The organism is Pedobacter foliorum, assembly GCF_013266735.1.
GTDB lineage: Bacteria > Bacteroidota > Bacteroidia > Sphingobacteriales > Sphingobacteriaceae > Pedobacter > Pedobacter foliorum.
In genome coordinates, this window is sequence record NZ_JABSNU010000001.1 from 560,688 (window position 1) to 580,433 (window position 19,746).

Genomic DNA, 19,746 nt, shown 5'->3' on the forward strand with positions numbered 1-19,746 from the left:
ATAAATTAAATAGAAAATGAAAAATTTATTTCAGATAATGATAATAGGGCTATTAGCCATATTTAATAGCGGTTGTAAGAAGTTGGTTGAAATTGATGGGCCAATAACAAATGTTAGTTCTAAAGATGTATTCAGTACAGATGCAACTGCAATAGGAGCAATAACCAATTTATATGCAAAAATGGCAAGTCTAAACGATTTAAATGGAACCAATGAACTTCCTACTTTGTCATGTATAGCCGGTCTCTCCGCCGATGAGTTGACATTATTTAGGTTAGCGAATAACACCCAAATGTTCTCGCTTTATCAAAATTCTCTTACGAGTTCAAAAGACTTTACGTACTGGTCTGCGATTTATAGTGAATTGTATATTGTAAATTCAGCATTAGAGGGCATCAGTATTTCCAATAGTTTAACACCTGAAGTAAAACAACAATTACTAGGGGAAGCTAAATTTATGCGTGCTTTTTATTATTTCTATCTTGTTAATCTATATGGTGATGTGCCTTTAGTAATAAACACTGATTATACTATAAACGCTTCAATAAAGAAGTCCTCAAAATCAAAAGTCTATGAGCAAATCATAGCCGATTTGACAGATGCTCAGAATTTACTAAGCGATAGATATTTGAAAATTGATTGTATAACACCTTATCCAATTGGCTCAGAAGAAAGATTAAGACCAACAAAATGGGCTGCTATTTCATTGCTCGCAAGAACATATTTATATACCGGTAATTGGGGAGGAGCTGAAAGCCAAGCGAGTAAAATTATCGAAAATACAGCGCAATTTCATCTTGAATCCTTAGATAAAGTATTTTTAAAAAATAATGCTGAATCAATATGGCAATTGCAGTCAGTTAATGAAGGCGTAAACACCTTCGACGCAAGGACCTTTTTACTCCCCGTATCTGGTCCAGGGATGCAGCAAAATCCTGTTTATTTATATGAAGGACTCGTCAATAATTTCGATGATGAAGATCAGCGAAAAAATATGTGGATTAATAGTGTAGTTGTAGATGGAATTATTTACTACTATCCCTACAAATATAAAGTTCCGCCGAAAGCTAATACAAATACTTCATTTATACCCATTACTGAATACAGTATGGTAATGCGACTAGCAGAGCAATTCTTAATTCGTGCAGAAGCCAGAACTCAAAATAACAACTTAGAAGGAGCAGTTTTAGATGTAGATAAAATTCGTGAACGAGCTGGATTGGCTGCAACCAAATCGAAGTTTCCCAACATAACTAAATCTGAGTTATTGGAACTTATTTCAAAGGAAAGGCAACTGGAGTTATTCACAGAATGGGGGCACCGTTGGTTTGATTTGAAACGGACAGGAAAAATAGATGAAGTAATGGCCATTATGACGCCAAAAAAAGGAAATACTTCAGGTTGGAAAAGCTACCAGCAATATTATCCTATTTCAATTGATGAATTGAAAAAAAATCCAAATTTAATGCCTACTCCTGGTTATTGATATGAAAAGCGGATTTTTATTTATATGGGTATTATTTTACTCTGTCAATCATGCATTTGCCCAAAAGCCAGTATTGGATTCGACTGCTTATCATACTTGGACTTCAATTGATGGAGGAGCTCAAATAAGTAATGATGGAAGGTATATATTGTATACTATCAAAAATAAGCCAATAAACAGTTACACATCAATAATTCGATCAATAGACTTTAAGTGGAAAGTAGATCTTTTAGCTCCGAAAGATTTTAGAATTTCTTCTAATAGCAAGTATGGAGTTTTTATAAAAGGAAAAGATAGCCTAGTTGTTCTAAAATTGGGGACTGATTTGGTAAGGTATATCACTAGTATTCAGTCTTTTAAAATAAAAGACGAAATGCTATACTATATGCCTACTGATACTGATCATTTACTAGTATCAATAAATCTAAATACAGGTAAGGAGATTAAACACAAAGGAATAATAAATTATTGGCTTAGTGAAGATGGAAAAGTTCTCGTTGTTAAGAAAAAAGCAACAGCTCATACTGAATTACAAATTCTAAATTGGATAGATATTAGATCTGGAAAAAGCAATAAAGTTTGGGAGGGAACAAATATTGAAAACTTAATGATTGACGCTTTACATAAGCAATTGGTATTTACTTCCAATAATGAGATTTGGCATTATAGATTAGGTGATTTATCTAGTGAAAAGCTTATGGATGTTGGCTCTTTTGATATACAACTAAATGAGTCAAAGTTATATGCCCTAAAAGGATTTAGTAAGGATGGGAAGCGACTATATTTCGAGTTGAATTGTAAAAAGAATCAAAAATCTTCCAATGCGGTTGTTGAAGTATGGAGTTACAACGATGTGAAATTACAAACCGAGCAACAAGAAGACGAGTTGAATGGTGAATTCCGATATGTGATTTTGGATTTAATTACGCATAAGATTAATTATACAGGAAAGGTTCGTCCTCAATTTGCTGATTTTAAAGAGGCCCAGGATTCAGTAGCACTTATTCCTACTGAAGATCGATTACTAGAGCCTTGGAGTATTGGGCACAAAATTAAATCTAGTCTTATATCAACTGTAAACGGAAAAAAATTTCAGTTGGACTTCTTGAATAACAAAAGAAGAGTGGCAATTTCGTCTTCTGGAAAATACCTCGTTTGGTTTGACAATGAACAATTAAGTTATTTCAGTTACGAAATAGCGACTAACATTATTCGGAATATTACAAAAGATCTACCTGTTGCGTGGACGGAATTGTGTTTGTCTGACCGAGGTGAGGTTAGGCAGAGAGGAATTGCTTGCTGGTTAAAAGATGATGAATCATTATTAATATATGATCAGCATGATATCTGGAAAATAGATCCATTAACTAAACTTAAACCTATCAATATAACAAATGGTTTCGGATTGAAGCACAATATTGTATTTGATTTGGCATTAGATGGTTACAAAATGAAAGGAATATCTAAGAATGAGAAATTAATCTTATTTGCATTTAATGTTGAAAACAAAGACAATGGTTTTTTTAGAGTAGTAATGGAATCTAAGGCTGATCCTACTATGTTATTTATGGGTCCCTATGTGTTCAAACTGTTTGACTATCTATATGTCAATGATAAAGGAGAATATCCTCAAAAAGCTAGAGATAAAGAGCTGTATTTAGTACGACGAGCAAATACATCTAATTCACCAAATTATTTTGTTACAACCGATTTTAAAAAGTTTAATAGGATAACAAATGTTCAACCTGAAAAAAAATACAACTGGTTCACAACTGAACTTCATCAATGGAACTCACTAGATGGGAGAACTTTAAAAGGAATTTTATATAAACCAGAGAATTTCGATCCTATTAAAAAGTACCCAATTATCTTTAATTACTATGAACGTAAATCTGATGGATTAAATGCCTATTTGAAACCAGATTTGTCATATGGTGCTTTGGATATACCGACTTATGTAAGTAATGGTTATTTGGTATTCTGTCCGGATATATATTATAAGATTAGTGAGCCAATGCAAGGCACCTATGACGCGGTTATTTCTGCAGCGAATTATATATCAACATTACCTTTTGTAAACCCAAGAAAAATGGGCCTTCAAGGACATAGTTTTGGCGGGATACAAACTAACTACCTTGTTACTCATTCCAATATATTCGCAGCGGCTCAAAGTAGTTCTGGGTGGTCCGATTGGGTAAGCAGTTACGGAAGTTTATTAAACGGACGTAGTTTACAGTTCTTTTATGAAGGACAAGGTGAACAATGTAGAATTGGCGCAAGTTTATGGGATAAACCTGATGCTTATATTAAAAGTTCGTCAATTTTTCAGGTTGATAAAGTAACAACTCCATTATTACTCATGCAAGGGAAAAAAGATGGAATTTCTCATTTTGCAAATAATATTGAATTCTTTACAGGGCTTAGGCGGATGGGAAAAGTAGCTTGGATGCTTGTGTACCCAGAAGGCAATCATTCTCTTGAAGGCAATGAATCGTCTGATTTTACTATTCGAATGATGCAATTTTTCAATTTTTATTTAAAAGATGAGCCTGCTCCTGAATGGATGTTAACAGGGATCTCAGCTGCTAATAGTGGGATAGATAATGGATTTAAACTTAAAGAAATTGGGCGAATACCCGGTCGCGGCTTATTAACCGATGTGGAACAGAAAAAGGTCGAAACTTTGATGAAACGGGAACCAATTACAATAATATTAAAATAGAAGAAGTAAAGAACTAACATATGAAAAAACTAGTATTGAATTTGGCTTTTATAAGCCTTACAAATGTATGCTTTGCCCAAAAAATAAAAGATTTCACAAAGGTGCCAGCATTAGTGAAGGAGGCAAAGAAAGAGAAGAATATAAGATTAGCAGATTCCATTGCTAAAAATTATATTAATAATTACCTTTTTAAATTAAGGAAAGATAATCTATTGTCAAAGGAGAATTTACTATTTATAAGTGAGAATTTAGGAGATACAGATAGCAAAGGGTTTAAGTATTTTCTTAAAAATCGTGTTTTAATTAATTCCGTTTTAGGGAAGAATAAAGCTGAGTATGCAATTAAATATGCTATTGCTAAACAATTTATACCAAAAATGGCAAGCGATAAATCTACCCCGCCAAATTGGTTAGTTATAGAAAACGAACTCAATAATAAATTTGGTTCTTTAGGAAAAGAGGTAGTTTTTGGTAGAATGATGCTTTACTATATAAACAATCAAGACTGGAGTAATTTTGGTAAATATTATGTCCTTTATTTTGAAATGGCCCTGGAGCGGCCTGAAGTTAATATTAATGATATGTCGTGGTACGGGGTTTTTGAACACATTAATGATTCTAAAATACTAACATTCGCATGTGACGTTGTTATGAAATATGCAATGGAAGAATGGTACCAGAATGATTGGCGAGCTTTTGATACTTATGCAAACCTTTTATATAAAACAGGAAATATAAAACAGGCTATAGAGTGGGAAGAAAAGGCCGTTAAACTTTCAAATAATGATAAAGAGATTGTTGAAACGTTGGGAAAAATGAAAAATAACATTAAGACCTGGGTTGAAACTGCTAAAAACTAACATATAAATTTTATAAACCAATTGAACTGATAACTATGAAATTACAATTCTCTAAAGTATGCATTGTATTATATGCAATGGCAATAATTTCTTGCAAAAAGCAGGAAATTAGATTGACGCCTTTGGCAAGTATTCAAATCACCAATGCTTTGGTCAGCGGAAGCGAACTTCAGTTTGGAACTTATGCGGCAACTATTCCAAGTAATGCATATACTGCATATGGTATTTTAGCTGGAAGTCAGGTGTTGAAATTATCGTCAACAGTTGCACCTAATCCATTGTACTACAATCAAACCAAAGATTTTGTAAACGGGGGAGTGTATTCGCTGTTCTTAACGGGCACTCCAACTGCGGTGGAATCGGTATTTTTGAAAGAGGAGAATATTCCATCGCATACAGCAGAAGTGTTTGGCGCCAGAGTGATTAACCTGGTTACAGGTGGTGTTGCCATTAGTGTAAATTTGAAAGGAAGTGCAAAAGGTTCTTTTGCGAGTAGCCTTGCTTATAAAGCAATTTCGGCCTTTAAAGATGTTTCATCTTTAGCTGCTGAAGGGACAAAAACCTTTGAATTCAGGAATGCGGCTACTGGAGATCTGATTACTTTGTTTGACGTGCCAGATTATGATTTACCAAGGTTTAGAAATATTACCCTAGTATTCTCAGGAATGGTTGGAAGTGAAACAATAGTTAGGGTAAATAATTATTAGGAATTGATGTTAAAAGTAAATCAAGGATTTAGAATCAAACTAGTTGATTTTATATCAGCACTTTTTGTGTTACTTTTTATTTATGCGGCGATGAGTAAATTCCACGACTTTGAAAAATTTAGAATAGAGCTAGGTAAATCTCCAATTTTAAATGTAATTTCTAACTACGTCGCTATCTTCATTCCGTCTTCAGAAATTGGAATTTCAATTCTTCTTTTCTCGAAGCGCTACCAGTTCTTAGGACTATATGCCTCTTTTAGTCTTATGGTGATATTTTCAGGATATATTGTTATCATTTTAAAGTTCAGTACTTATATTCCATGTAGCTGTGGTGGGATTTTGCAAAACATGACATGGAACCAGCACCTTATTTTCAATATCGTGTTTATTGTTTTAAGTATAATTTCAATTTTGATCTATCCAAATAAAAATCTTATCTGCAGTAAGAGGGAATACCTGCACCCTGAATAAGCAGGCAATTAACTTAATAAATAAAAATAATGAAATTTAAAAACTTTTTGATGTCGGTAGCATTACTTTTAGCCGTTACCGCTTCGTTTGCGACAAGCACAAAGAAATTTTTAAGACCTGCATTTTATCTGGAGGGTGGCGTTTGTATGTATGATTATACGGAACAAATAGCCTGTTCAACTACGTTAACAGGGCCAGTTTGTACTGTATTCAATGGCGGGTTTCACAATACCGCACTTAATACAACAATGGATGGCGGAACGCCATGCACAATACCACTAAGACAACCTTAAATCTTCTTGAACCTGGTTTATTAGCCAGGTTCATTTTAAAATTTAGAAAATGCTCAAGATAAAAATTTTTAACCTGCTAATTTGCTTTGTCGGAAGTGTGGCTTTAGTAATTATATTGTTTTTAATCTCATCTTATAAAACTAATCACTTTGGTTTTATACGTATTTTGCCTTCTCATTTAATTGATGGGGTTAACTCTAAAGATCTTAAACATAATTCCTGGTATTTGTCGGGGATACATAATCACGAGCTATTTTTGGCAAACTCACTAGTAATTAAAAAAGTACTTAAAATTGATACAAACCTAGTTGATACTGTCGGTTTAACTGTCACTGGTCTAGAAAAGTCTCGATTATTTCAAGGCTCCATTTTTACCACTGACAACGAAGTTATTTGGATAATGGATGGATTAAAACCCAGTATCTTGAAGGGAGGCTTACCACATCTCCGTTTTGAAAAGTTCTTCAAGACTTCATTTTTTACTGGTTCAATTCCACTTACTGAAAATTCAATTGCTTTAAGGTATATTAATGAAAAGGGGGTGAGTGTACTTGCAAAGGAATTTTTGAACACTAATGTATTAAAAACTACAGACCTACTGGAAAAGCAAATCGACGGTATATTTTGTACTGATGGGGAGATAGTTAAAGTCCAAGGATCTTCAAAAATGATTTATGTTTACTATTATCGCAATCAATTCTTATGCACAGACAGCAATCTTAATTTATTGTACAAAGGAAAAACCATCGATACGATCAGTAGGGCTCAGATCAAAGTAGCTAAGATTGCCTCAACTGGAGAAACTACTATGGCAGCACCACCTTTGCATGTGAATAAGCGGGCGTGTGCCAATGAGAAGTATCTCTTTGTACAATCTTCTTTGCGCGCAAACAATGAAACTGAATACATGATCAAAGATGTGTCTATGATTGACGTGTATGCCGTTGCAGATGGCAAATACCAATTCAGTTTTTACCTTCCTGATTTCCGAGGTTTTAAAGTCCGTGACTTTAAGGTCTATGGTCAATCGCTCTATGCCCTTTACGATCATTACCTCTACAAATACCAATTAAACTTTTAGAACGAATCTGAAATGAAAATATTAATCTATATGCTCTTTTTAATGGTAGGGTATACTGCGGTAGCACAACAGGTGCTGCCGCTTTACCCGGACACTATTCCCGGAAGTACAGTGAAACTTTCCAAAGAAGAAGAGCCAACCTTGACCCTATATCTGCCCATTAAAGAAAAAGCCACAGGAACAGCCATACTGGTCATCCCGGGCGGAGCTTATGGTTTTCTTGCCTTTGAAGAAGAAGGTGTTGCTATAGGCAAAGCCTTTGCAGAAAAGGGAATTGCTGCCTTTGTGCTCAAATACCGCTTGCCAAAAAAAGAATCGATGCAGGACAAAAGCTATGGGCCGTTAACGGATGCGCAACAAGCCATTAAATTGATCCGTTCAAACACTGCGAACTGGAATCTTGATTCTGCTAAAGTAGGTGTAATAGGCTACAGTGCAGGAGGCCATTTGGCTTCTACCTTAGGTACACATTTCGGGACAAGCTATATCCCGAATAAAGACAATATCAGCCTAAGACCTGATTTTATGATCCTGGTTTACCCGGTGATCAGCATGAATGATCAGTTGACTCATATAGGCTCCAAGATTAACCTGCTCGGTATGGACCCTTCTAAAGAAAAAGTGGATTTGTTCTCTAACGAACTACAGGTCACCAAAGATACTCCACCTACTTATTTGACCCATTGTGGCGATGATGGGGTCGTAGATGTAAACAACAGTATTGTGTTTTATCAGGCCTTGCAGAAGAATGGGGTAGATGCGGAGTTGCATCTGTTTCCAAAAGGCAACCACGGATTTACCCAAAGATTGCCGGTAAAGGAATGGCTCGATCCGATGCTTGCATTTCTGGAAAGAGAAGGGTTTTATAAAAACAGCTCAAAATAAGAATCAGAAAGAACTAACAAAAATCATATAAAAACACAAATGAAAGCTAGAATTATACTGCTTATAGCTACTGCTTTGCCTTTTTTTTCAGTAAATGATGCAAAGTCACAAGAATACAAAATGCAGAATGTGCCCATTCAAACGCGCTGGGCTAAAGAAGTTTCTCCGGCGAATGCCTTAAAGGAATATCCACGGCCACAAATGGTACGCCCAAACTGGACAAACCTGAATGGGTTATGGGAATACGCCATTACTCCAAAGAATCTGGATTCGAAAGTTATTTCTGAAGGCAAGATTCTTGTTCCTTACCCAATAGAATCTGCCCTATCAGGAGTAAAAAAGGCTTTGCTACCCGACCAGCAACTGTTTTATAAGAAAACCTTTTCTAAACCTGTACTAAAATTTGGCGAACGCTTATTACTGCATTTTGGTGCAGTGGACTGGCAAACCACGGTGTATGTAAACAGTAAAGAGGTAGGAGCGCATACGGGAGGCTATTCCAGCTTCTCCATAGACATCACTGATGCATTAACTTCAGGAAATAACCTGCTGATGCTAAAAGTATGGGATCCGACAGATCAGGGGATCGGACCTCATGGAAAACAGGTGCTCAATCCAGCCAATATCTATTATACCCCAACTTCAGGAATTTGGCAAACAGTATGGATGGAAGTAGTACCTGCGGAACATATTGAAAATCTGGTAATGACCCCTGATATTGATAAAGGGTTATTGAACCTGAAGGTGAAGGCACCGGCTGGTTGTAAAATAGAAGCTACTGCTTTTGATGGAAAAATTAAGGTCTCTGCAGTAATTGGTAATGCAGGCACTGACTTACAACTTGTAGTAAAGAATCCCAAACTCTGGTCCCCAGAATCACCTTTTCTATATGATCTAACCATAAAATTATTGAAAGACGGAAAAGTAATCGATGAAGTAAAAAGCTATTTCGGGATGCGGAAGATTTCAATCGCAAAAGATAGTAAAGGAACAGACCGCATCTTTTTAAACAATAAACCCTACTACAACCTAGGAACGCTCGACCAGGGCTTCTGGCCAGACGGCTTGTATACCGCCCCAACCGACGAAGCCCTGGCTTTTGACATTAAAGCCATCAAGGCAATGGGATTCAATACCATTCGCAAACACATCAAGGTAGAGCCTGCACGCTGGTATTATCATGCAGACAAACTGGGCATGCTGGTCTGGCAAGATTTTGTAAACCCGAATCAAGGTTTACCTGAAGGCAGCAAGGAAGAATTTGAAAAAGAAAGCGCTGCGGAAATGGCACAACTGCACAATTATCCTTCGATCGTTTGCTGGGTACTGTTCAATGAGAAATGGGGACAATACGACCAGCAAAGATTAAGTGAATGGGTAAAGAAAGTCGATCCTTCAAGGATACTGAATGGCCATTCAGGCGAACTCCTGTACGTCAATGAACAGCTACGCAGTCCTTCACCCAATGCCTATGTATCTGCGGACATGACCGATGTACATGCCTATCCGGATCCAATGATGAGTATCAAACAAAATGGTAAAGCACAAGTCTGTGGTGAGTTTGGAGGAATCGGGGTCTTTATCCCCGAACACCAATGGCTAACAGGATCAGCCTGGGGGTATATCCAGGAAAAACCAGCAGCATTAAAGGCCAAATACAAGATCATGAATCAGCATTTGCAACTGTTTGAAAAACAAGGCTTATCAGGTTCTATTTATACCCAGCCATTTGATGTAGAAGGAGAACAGAACGGACTGATGACCTATGATCGAGAAGTTGTAAAAATCCCTTTCGCGGAACTTCGAAAAATTCATGCCCCGCTGAATCCAAACATGGGAACCATTCCAGTAGTTACTGCAAAAGATGCAGATTTAACCGAACCTGGGCTATTGTATAGCGCTATGCTCGATCAGTACATTGCAGGGAAACGCGATGCAACATTCCTAAAAAAAATGGCGATGATGGCTACCCAGGCCGGAGATAAACCCGGAGCGGAGCTGGCCGGTTCTGCTTACATCGCTAACCTTAAAATGCCCCTTTCTGAAGAAGACATGGCTTCAGTATCACAGTTTACCAAAAGCACCAAGGATCCAGGTTTTGCTTTAATGAATACCAATGCAGCAGCATTTAAAAAATCAATGGGAGGTCGTAAGTATACTGTAGCGATGATGAACATGATCCTGAAAGGAGAGATGGAACCTTTGATGAACGGAGATAATCCAGACTGGTCTGCTATAGCAACCGCAGTAAAACCCTACGGGTTACCAGGTGAAGAAATCCTGTTACGTGCAAAGACCATTGGTTTTTACAACAAACAGGACTGGAAGAACTATGTGCCTACGGCATCTTCCTATTTGGAGAAGTTTGGGGCAAATATCAAAGAAGAAGAAAAACAGATGTTTCAGGCCGCCATTGATCAACACAAATAACCTCCAAAATGAAAAATGAACTTTCTCTTCTTGGCCAGTTGATCTTTGATCTCAGTAAAGTCAATAACCTGGATTCGGTACCCGAAAGTAATTTCCTGTTGATCGGTTCGGAATACCCAAGAATCAGCAGCGCATTGACGAATCTCCGGGAAAAGAGGAGACTCGGCTGGGTCTATCAGCTGGACTTTCATGCCGCAGAAACCGGACGTCTGTTGCAAAAACTTCGAATTGATCGGGTGTATCACGAACTCCTGCAAGTGTATGATTGTAGACTGGATGAACTACGAAGAACTTATGATATGCTCGAAGAAGTGCTGTCTGAGCTAGCTGAGGGGATTGAGCTGTTGAGGTTTAAAGAGAACGGACATCCTGAGGAACTTAAATTGAATTAAAACCAGGTCAAATGAAATACACGATTAATTATGATTCCAATGTTTCTGTGGTAGACATGAAGACTTCCAGTTTAACGATGGAATACCCGGAAATACTCCATTTACAGAATGTCCCTGGTGAGCTGCAAGTTCTAATCGATCTGATCGGATTGATAGAAAAACATTTTCGAAAGGAGCGGAGTCCGGGTTATTACGCCATTTCCCTGTCGATAAAAACTTTTACGTTGAACAGCCTCAGCAAAAAGATTTTACGTAAGACCATTTATGAACTGATTCAGGACAAGATTCATCATGAAGCGATCAAACTGCTGACCACTACCAATTGGTCTGTAAAGCGAATTGCCTACGAAATTGGTGGTAATGATCCCTGTTATTTCAACAGGTGTTTCAAGAAGAAAACCGGGCTTTCCCCAAAGCGGTTCAGAAGCTCCGGTTTCAAATTGGGTAACCTGAATGACCCTGGTAATTATTAGAATGGAACGAGGCATAAATAGTTCCCCAAGAGATTTAACCATGCTGGGCGTAAAACGATAATCAATGTGATAAAGAAGCTATAGTGAATAGTGAGTTAAGTCAGGACAGGTCCGGTTAGCCTGTCCAAAATCAGAACAAATTAGGTATCTGAGAATTTAGGTTATGAAGTGCAGTATGGTCCGGATGGACGCTGCACTTCTGTTGTTAAAACCGCATAAGATCGACCGCTCTTTTTTGTATTTCCAATTGCACATAATTTAATCAATGAATAGTATAGATATCATCCTACAAAGAATGTTTGGAATCATGGATTCCATTAAAGCGCAAAACCCTAAATTATATGAGCACCTGAGACAGGTCATGAAGTACCAAGGGATATATTATCCATCAGGTGCTATACTCTTCCATATTGGCGATCGGGTTGACCGCGCCTTTTTCATTTCAGAAGGATTTATCACAAGATCATCCAAAAACAAACAAGGAACTCAGCAGGTGCTGAGCATTTTTGAAGCAGATGAAATTAAAGCTGGTCCCGACTTTATGCAGCAGACCCCATCAGAGTTTCTGATAGAAGCAATCTCCGGTACTTTCCTCGCTTACATTACCCATGAACAATTGAAAGTTGTCTATTCGCTTTTCCCAGAAGCACATGAACTGGCTTCTCTGATCATTTCTCAGCATAACCGTAAAGAAGCCCGTCTGCGTAAACTATTGTTGATAAAGGGAATTGATCTGGTCGAATCCTTTTACAAACGTTACCCAAAACTGATCGAACCTGGATCGGTATTAACCGACAAAAAAATAGCCTCATTTCTCAAGATCAGTATCAGCTTACTGCGTGAACACCGGTCCGAACTTTTCGCAACCCGTAAACTCATTAAACCAACGAATAAAAATGGAAAATAGTCCGCGCATTAAGCTCCAGTTCTGGAGCCCTTCTAAGCATTTATACGCTGTTTTAAGCCCTGCAAGGGCTGTTGATAAATATGGCATCAGATGTATCCAGCCGGGGATTTCCCGAAATATACTTTCGCAGTATTAAACAAAAAGACATGACCATAGATTTTGAAAAAGCAAGTTTTAAAGATTTCGAAGACATCGCCGGAATTGACCCATTTGGCAGAGCATCACTATTCAATGACTATTCCATTTACAAACGTGGACGGAACCAGATGAATTACAGGCAGCTGGCCACATCAGGTTGTGGTCCGGAAATCACCCTGAAAATTCCAGGTATCCCAATCAACAGATTCATCAGCCTGGTATCTAATGACTACCTGGGTTTCACCCAGCACCCGGAAGTAAAAGCCGCGGCAATTGCCGCCATTGAAAAATATGGCTCAGGAGTAGGCGCCTCACCAGCAATTGGCGGACACATGGATTTTCATGAAGCACTGGAGGAAAAGATAGCTGGTTTCTTTCAGAGAGAAAGTGCCATCATTTATACTACGGGTTATACTTCCAACTCAGCGACCCTACAATGCCTTTTACGTAAATCAGACCTGGCTATCCTGGATCAGGCCGTTCATGCCAGTGTCTATGAAGGCTGTCAGCTGACCAATGTCAAGTCCTTTCCGCACAATAACCTGCAGGCACTGGAAAGAATACTGGCCGCTGCACAAACCAAATACCGCACCCGTATGGTGATCGTTGATGGGGTGTATTCACAAGATGGAGACATGGCTCCGCTAAAAGAGATCGTGGAATTGTGTAAACGGTACGGAGCCTACTCGGTAGTGGATGATGCACATGGTACAGGAGTGATCGGAAAAACAGGTCGGGGTGTCATTGAACTGGACAACTTGTTCCAGGAGGTTGACTTGATTACTGGAACATTCAGCAAAACCTTTGCACACATCGGAGGCTATGTAGTAGCCAAACCTGAACTGATCAACTTTTTAAAGTTCCAATCCAGACAACACTTGTTCTCCGCATCGAGTACTCCCGCTGCTGCCTGTATCCTCAAGGCAATAGAGCTGATTGATCAGGAACCATTCTGGATGGATCAACTCCGGGAGAAAACAGCATACCTGAGAAAGGGATTACAGAGCCTGGGATTGAATACCGGCATTTCACAATCTGCCATTATCCCTGTTAAAATCGGAGACATGAGCAGGAATGCGGAAGTATGCAGACTGTTACTTGAAGCAGGTGTATACGCCAACCAAATCAACTACCCTGCAGTGTCCAGGAAAGATGCGCGCATCAGAATGAGCGTAATGGCAACACACAGTTATGATCAGCTGGATGATGTGCTGAATGCCTGGGAATGGGTAATAACCAAATCTAAGATTGTAAATTTTGAATAAGTAAGTTATGGCAAAACGTCCGCGTCAGAAAGGAATAAAGAACAAGCCCGCCACCATGAGGGAGTTTATCTCAGCCGTTGGTAATATCCTGAAATTGGAAGGGCATACAGGTTTGAGGGTAAATAGAATTGCCAGGTACAGCGGCAGGAACCGGAGTTTGATTGGTCGCTATTTCTCCGGCCTTGCCGGCTTACAAAGGGCATATATTATGGAAAAGGATTATTGGATCCCCTTCTTCAAACGCTTTGTCCTGACAGACGCGGACGGTATTGCCGAAATCAAAGAGACATTTACCAGCTTAATGCAGGAAAACTTCAGGTTCTTCCTGAACAATCCCGAGATGCAGAACATCATCCTCTGGCAGATCAGTGAATCCAATGAGTTGATGACAGAGATCTCTACCAACCGAGAAATAGCAGGTGAAAATTTATTTAAAGTAACCGACCCATACTTTGCTGATACAAACGTAAACTTCAGAGCTGTAATCGGCCTGTTGCTGGGCGGTATCTATTACATGGTGTTGCATGCAAGAACCAATAAAAGTGTGGTCAGTGGGATAGACCTGAATGAAGACCTTGATCAGGTTGAACTCTCAAGAACCATAGAACAGATTATTGTTTGGGCTTGTACTGCAGCAAACAATAAGGAAACTATAATACCAACCATACCTATGATGAACTACCAATTTGAGCTACTGGATACTGTGGTGGCTCAGTTATCAGACCGGACAGATCCGACGGGAACCGCAGACCTGATGCTAAAAAATGAATGTAAAAAGCTGAAGCGATCCATCCCCAATCAGGTGCTGAGTCTGACGAATGAAACCCAGATCCGCAGTTATTTGAAAATGGTTACGACCAAACTCTCTGAAGCCGCCGACCTATTGTATAATCCCGAACGAAAGCTAAACCCCGATGCAGAGTTGATTGTAGATGTACTTAAAGGAATTTCCCGTCATTACTTTGATACCATTCCAAATGAGGTGATTCTTCCAAAGCTGTTTTGCCTGAATGAAGCGATTACGTATAACCAGAAGTGGCAAAGGATCAAGGAAAAACTGGGAGCGGTAGAGATTGATCCCTTTCTGATAGATGTGGTTTATGTTCCATTTAACCGGTTGACTCTGCCAGATCTGGAAGTGAACTGGCATGACTATAAGTATTTGAAAATGTATGCTTTTATCCTTGAATCAGAAACTGCTGAACTGGTAAAAAATGAACAGGATCTGTTTGAGCTATTGATTGGTTTAGGATATAATCATACCAGATTCAGTGCTTACTATACCAATAAACTAAAGAAATCCTTTGAAGGTTTTGAGCCATTAGGAAAGCTTACTCTACTGGAACAACAACTTACTGCGATCGGACAAACGACTTCCAGGACATTAATGAGCTATTGTCCAAATAAGGCAACAGTGGTAGAGGATTTAAATAAATGGATTGTGATTGAGCTGAAGAAAGGAGAGGGGACTCCAGTGGGACTTGGAGAGGAGATCTTTGACAACAGTTTGAATACAGTACTGACTACTTCGGAACTATCCTGCTGGCAGAAGTTACAATATGATGCCGGTATTTATTCCGAAGTGAATGTGGATGTGTTTACCGGAAAGGTATCTGCTAATTTTAAGACCAAACGCGGTATGCGACCGTCCAGTAACAGTGTCAAGTCTAAACTATATGGTAAGGAACGGGAGATCTATAAATCACTACAACCTTATGTGAATAAGATGAAGGAGGATATAGACAGGTTTTTGATGTAAGCTAAAAATATTAATCTGAAACGCTGAAATGGAGCAGTGTTAAGAGTTCTTGTGTTTAAGGGTTGCCAACTTTTATAATCGACAGGCGAAGTTTGTTTTATTATCTTAAAATGAATTATTTTTACGAGTGCAGGTTCGATTCCCGCTGGAATTCGAACCTTGTTCAAATATCAATGCTTAAATAGTATCTAGGATGGTTTGAATTCAACTCATCGAATCGCGCACCATTTTTTAATACGTTTAGCAGCAATCTTTCAGTATAAATATAGCCATATATCAATAAATCCCGAAATAATATTATCTATTTTCTAGAACATTCATCCGATCATTTTTCAATAAGAAGCTTCATAATATAGACGAGCTAAGCCATAATAATTCATATACTTCTCATTACTTTCTACGCTTGAATTCATATTTTCTACTACGTAATCCTAACCAATATTTGTAGAGCTGAGCAAAGTAAAAAATGTTTTCATCTGGCTTAATATTCTCATGAATTATACCATTTGATATTAAGATTGACTTCAACTCATCGATATTTTTGCTCTCTAAGTGATTGCTTTTCAGTAATAATTGATTTAAAAAATTATTTAGCTCGGACTTTGTCAAAAATATTTGTTTGAAGTTACCTCCACTCTCACGTAAAAAATTAAAAATTATTTCAAGGTCTTGATTAAAATCTTCCCTTATTAAATCTCTGAAATGCTGTATAACAGCGTTATCCCGGTTTTCTCTAGACGCAAAGTACTTATCTTTTATAACTGGTGGAATAGGCTTTCCCGGGTCTACTAGTGCATTGTCCAAAGAGCCATTTATGAGATTGATAAATGGACGTAAGCTTATTGACTTTTGATCGGCATTCGTAAGATTAAAATAAAACCAATCATAGGTTTTTCCCAATGACCATCCATCATTACTATATACTTCCTTGCCAAAGAAAGTTGCAATAAAAGGTTCTATTTCATTTCTTAATAATTTCAGTTGATTATTGTTTTTCTTTAGATAAGCTAGTACATTTTTAAAGAAGCTATCTTCATATTGCCCACTGATTTTCATTAGATCAAACATCGCTTTGAATGAATCTTTATTTGAGAAAATTAGTTTAAAAAAATATGCATATACTTCTTCTCTAGACCATTCAATTTTAATTATATTATTTTCCAATCGAGCAGTATTAGTTCCGACTAGTCGTCCGTATAAATCAGTTCGAATAAAAATCTTTGGAGAAATATTCTTGTACCGATTAAAATTATCCCACCAGTAGTCTATTAGGGGTGAAACGGTATCTTGCCATTCACTTGGTTTCAATAGATTATCTAACTGGTCGTAAAGTACAAACAGTGTGATTTTTTTTTCATTTAAATAAGAATCGAGTTTAAGTAAGTCTTGTTCTATAATTGCAAGCTTTGAGTCGTCTGTAATCAGCATATCAAATCTTATTTTCGTCTCGACAGCTGTTTCGTAGGGTTTTACAAAATCATTTAATTGAGATATTGCTTTATACCCCAGTCGTTTTGTCGCGTCTAAAAAAATGGAGTTCCAAGTATACACCAGCCAGAAATTTTTAAAATAATACCTTTTATTCTCGATTTTATTTAACTGGATTTGGTCAAAGTCAAATGATTTTGGCTCGCCTGTACCTTTTAATGAGATAATATCGATAAATCGAATGTCTTCTTTTGGATCTTTTCCGGCAAGCCTTAGCAGTTCTTCTCTAACCGATTCCAAATTTTGATCCCTCAGAGCTTTATACAGATAAGTTTTCCCCGTCCCCTTAAATCCTTGTATAATAAATTTATCTTTATCAAATAACTTACTCATTTGTTCTCGATAGAAAAAAGTATTGGGATTTATTTCGGCGTCTTCTGCAAATAAAACTGGATTACCATTTTCATTCCTTAATGTTGCCCTCAGATTTTTTATAATCAGGTTTCTTTGAAGTACAATATTGTTCTTACTATCTATGTTTTTTTTTGAAAAGATGGGTGAAATCGATTTTGACTCATTTAAAGCATTAAAAATCACATTATAATCTTCAATAGACCTTGTTGACAATAAAGCTAGGTGATTGTCAAAATCAGTAGATTCCAGATCTCTTGAAATACCTAACTTTTCAAGGCCAGAGTTTCTTCCCAATTTATAAAAGGACGGTAATTTAGGTTGTTCATTAGGAGATATATAATTATATTTTCGTTCTTGTATGAATTGTACATATTGACCGACCTCTGTAACGAAGGCATCATGAAAAATATCACTCTCAATTTGATTTTTTGGTAATATCGAATTTATTAATATAAGGTCTGTTCGATTGTTAATTGTGGTATTTAACTCATAAAATTTATCGATCAAAAATCTTAGACCAGGCTTTGTTTGCTCGCTACTACCGAAAAACCCGACAATTAAATTCGAAAGCATTAATGCTGTCACTGCAAATATATCATTAAAACCAGTGCGTGAGTCAATCAAGATAACATCCGGCTGTAAGTCAGTTTCAATTTTTTTTATTAGAGTGTAAAGTCCATTTAATAAATTGGCTTGTCCAAAGTCAATTTTTGATAGTGCATCCAAATACTGGTCCCTATGTGTAGTAAATTCGTCAAAACCACTAATATTGGAATCACTAAGATTCCCGGCTGGAACCACAAAGATATTTTGTGTCCATTTATATTTCTTATTCGCGTGAACTGGTGAAATGATATAATCCTTTAGATCAACATCGTTTTGGAATGCCAAATCCGCAAGAAATTCAACTACCCCATTCTTTTCGCCAGATGTTAATACATCACTTTTTGAAAAATTGAAAAAATTTAGATATCCCGGAGCTTCAAAATCGCAGTCTATTATGCAAACTTTCTTTCCAATTGAAGCAAGATGCATTGCATATGAGGTCATAGTCGTTGATCTACCTAGTCCGCCTTTATAGGAGTAAAATGTGACAATAGGTGTTTCAAATTTTTTGCTAACATTTGATTGTCTACTTAACAAGGAGTCAAAACGATATTTTAACCCATAGTCTATACTATCGCCTGATTCAAAAGCCTCACTTAAATAAGTCTTATTATTCAATTGTTCCTTCGTGAGAAAACTAAAATTTATATTTTCAGTGTTATATTCTTTAGCCAAATCAGTTTTCAGTTTTTCATCAGCTTCTATAACATATACATCTATCTCAAAATTTAATCTAATTGAAATTTTGTAATCTATTAGTTTCTTATCTTTCAAAACGGCAAGCTTTTGATTAAGCTTATTTGCGATATGAAGTATTTTTATCATCCTACTATTTTCATTAAACCGTTAAAAATCTTTTGTGTTAATTCAACAAACCTACTCACATTATCTATAGTTAAACGAATATTGTTATAGCTTTGATTGACGTCGTGATAACGCATCTCAACATCCCAATTCCTGAAAAAAGACAAAAGGTCTGCATCTACCTTTACAGAATTATCCACAAAGGGTATTAAGGAGTTTGGGAATGCTTTTGTCAAAATCTGGATGTTTCTACTGAATTGATGTTTGGAGATATAAAATGGATAACTTTGTCGTCCGTCTTTAGTTTTTGTTTCGGGCCCGTATGTCAACCCGCATTTTTCACTGAAATTATGTTCAACCGTTCGCACTGAGCTTGATTTAAATTTATAGTGTTTAAAAATACTATAATTTATAATACATTCTAAAGTATATCCCGAAAGGTAATATGCATTATGAAGTACGGCATCATATCCAGGTGATACAATAATCAATGATTCTGTTTTGTTTTTACTATTCAACAGCTTTATTGCGTCAAGTAACGACAGACAAGTGTTTAAGTGCTTTTGAGAGGCGTGAAGATAGGCTGTATATTCCATTGATACACGTTATCGTTTTATGCAAACAA

The 19,746-nt window shown here is 37.1% G+C and carries 17 protein-coding genes; 15 read left to right on the forward strand and 2 right to left on the reverse strand.

The features are described 5' to 3' along the window. Positions 1 to 16 precede the first annotated feature (16 nt). The 15 genes from HQN83_RS02570 (at position 17) to HQN83_RS02640 (ending at position 15,869) form a co-directional block, all read left to right on the forward strand. On the forward strand, positions 17 to 1,486 hold the full coding sequence (locus HQN83_RS02570; RefSeq protein ID WP_173088289.1) for a RagB/SusD family nutrient uptake outer membrane protein: 1,470 nt from the start codon (positions 17 to 19) through the stop codon (positions 1,484 to 1,486). A gap of 1 nt (position 1,487) precedes the next feature. Beyond that, positions 1,488 to 4,208 carry an alpha/beta hydrolase family protein gene (locus tag HQN83_RS02575; protein ID WP_173088291.1) on the forward strand — a complete coding sequence of 907 codons (2,721 nt, stop codon included), beginning with the start codon at positions 1,488 to 1,490 and terminating at the stop codon, positions 4,206 to 4,208. 20 nt (positions 4,209 to 4,228) lie between these two features. After that, positions 4,229 to 5,068, forward strand: a complete 840-nt coding sequence (locus HQN83_RS02580) for a hypothetical protein (protein ID WP_173088293.1) — start codon at positions 4,229 to 4,231, stop codon at positions 5,066 to 5,068. Between the two features lie 35 nt (positions 5,069 to 5,103). Continuing rightward, positions 5,104 to 5,775, forward strand: a complete 672-nt coding sequence (locus tag HQN83_RS02585) for a hypothetical protein (protein WP_173088295.1) — start codon at positions 5,104 to 5,106, stop codon at positions 5,773 to 5,775. A gap of 6 nt (positions 5,776 to 5,781) precedes the next feature. Beyond that, a complete protein-coding gene (locus HQN83_RS25485) occupies positions 5,782 to 6,246 on the forward strand; it encodes a MauE/DoxX family redox-associated membrane protein (RefSeq protein ID WP_394353492.1) in 465 nt (154 codons plus the stop codon). A 29-nt stretch (positions 6,247 to 6,275) separates the two neighbouring features. Further along, positions 6,276 to 6,539 (forward strand): DUF6520 family protein, encoded by a 264-nt coding sequence (locus HQN83_RS02595; protein ID WP_173088299.1) that lies wholly within the window; start codon positions 6,276 to 6,278, stop codon positions 6,537 to 6,539. 49 nt (positions 6,540 to 6,588) lie between these two features. Further along, positions 6,589 to 7,620 carry a hypothetical protein gene (locus HQN83_RS02600; RefSeq protein ID WP_173088301.1) on the forward strand — a complete coding sequence of 344 codons (1,032 nt, stop codon included), beginning with the start codon at positions 6,589 to 6,591 and terminating at the stop codon, positions 7,618 to 7,620. Between the two features lie 12 nt (positions 7,621 to 7,632). Continuing rightward, a complete protein-coding gene (locus HQN83_RS02605) occupies positions 7,633 to 8,505 on the forward strand; it encodes an alpha/beta hydrolase (protein WP_173088303.1) in 873 nt (290 codons plus the stop codon). A gap of 39 nt (positions 8,506 to 8,544) precedes the next feature. Then, a complete protein-coding gene (locus tag HQN83_RS02610) occupies positions 8,545 to 10,935 on the forward strand; it encodes a glycoside hydrolase family 2 protein (RefSeq protein WP_173088304.1) in 2,391 nt (796 codons plus the stop codon). Positions 10,936 to 10,943: 8 nt separating this feature from the next. Next, complete coding sequence (locus tag HQN83_RS02615; RefSeq protein WP_173088305.1) at positions 10,944 to 11,327, forward strand: hypothetical protein; 384 nt, start codon at positions 10,944 to 10,946, stop codon at positions 11,325 to 11,327. Positions 11,328 to 11,338: 11 nt separating this feature from the next. After that, positions 11,339 to 11,800, forward strand: a complete 462-nt coding sequence (locus HQN83_RS02620) for a helix-turn-helix domain-containing protein (protein ID WP_173088306.1) — start codon at positions 11,339 to 11,341, stop codon at positions 11,798 to 11,800. Between the two features lie 265 nt (positions 11,801 to 12,065). Then, positions 12,066 to 12,707, forward strand: coding sequence for a Crp/Fnr family transcriptional regulator (locus tag HQN83_RS02625; protein WP_173088307.1), 642 nt, complete (start codon positions 12,066 to 12,068; stop codon positions 12,705 to 12,707). Further along, positions 12,697 to 12,843: a hypothetical protein gene (locus HQN83_RS02630; RefSeq protein WP_173088309.1), complete on the forward strand. Its 147-nt coding sequence runs from the start codon at positions 12,697 to 12,699 to the stop codon at positions 12,841 to 12,843. Before HQN83_RS02625 ends, HQN83_RS02630 begins: the two co-directional genes overlap by 11 nt. Before the next feature lie 10 nt (positions 12,844 to 12,853). After that, positions 12,854 to 14,110: an aminotransferase class I/II-fold pyridoxal phosphate-dependent enzyme gene (locus HQN83_RS02635; RefSeq protein WP_173088311.1), complete on the forward strand. Its 1,257-nt coding sequence runs from the start codon at positions 12,854 to 12,856 to the stop codon at positions 14,108 to 14,110. Between the two features lie 7 nt (positions 14,111 to 14,117). Further along, positions 14,118 to 15,869 carry a TetR/AcrR family transcriptional regulator gene (locus HQN83_RS02640; protein ID WP_173088313.1) on the forward strand — a complete coding sequence of 584 codons (1,752 nt, stop codon included), beginning with the start codon at positions 14,118 to 14,120 and terminating at the stop codon, positions 15,867 to 15,869. A gap of 390 nt (positions 15,870 to 16,259) precedes the next feature. Here HQN83_RS02640 and HQN83_RS02645 read toward each other — a convergent pair whose 3' ends face one another. Next, positions 16,260 to 19,142 (reverse strand): KGGVGR-motif variant AAA ATPase, encoded by a 2,883-nt coding sequence (locus HQN83_RS02645; RefSeq protein ID WP_173088315.1) that lies wholly within the window; start codon positions 19,140 to 19,142, stop codon positions 16,260 to 16,262. After that, a complete protein-coding gene (locus tag HQN83_RS02650) occupies positions 19,139 to 19,717 on the reverse strand; it encodes a hypothetical protein (RefSeq protein WP_173088317.1) in 579 nt (192 codons plus the stop codon). The genes HQN83_RS02645 and HQN83_RS02650 overlap by 4 nt, the downstream gene beginning before the upstream one ends. Positions 19,718 to 19,746: the final 29 nt, after the last annotated feature.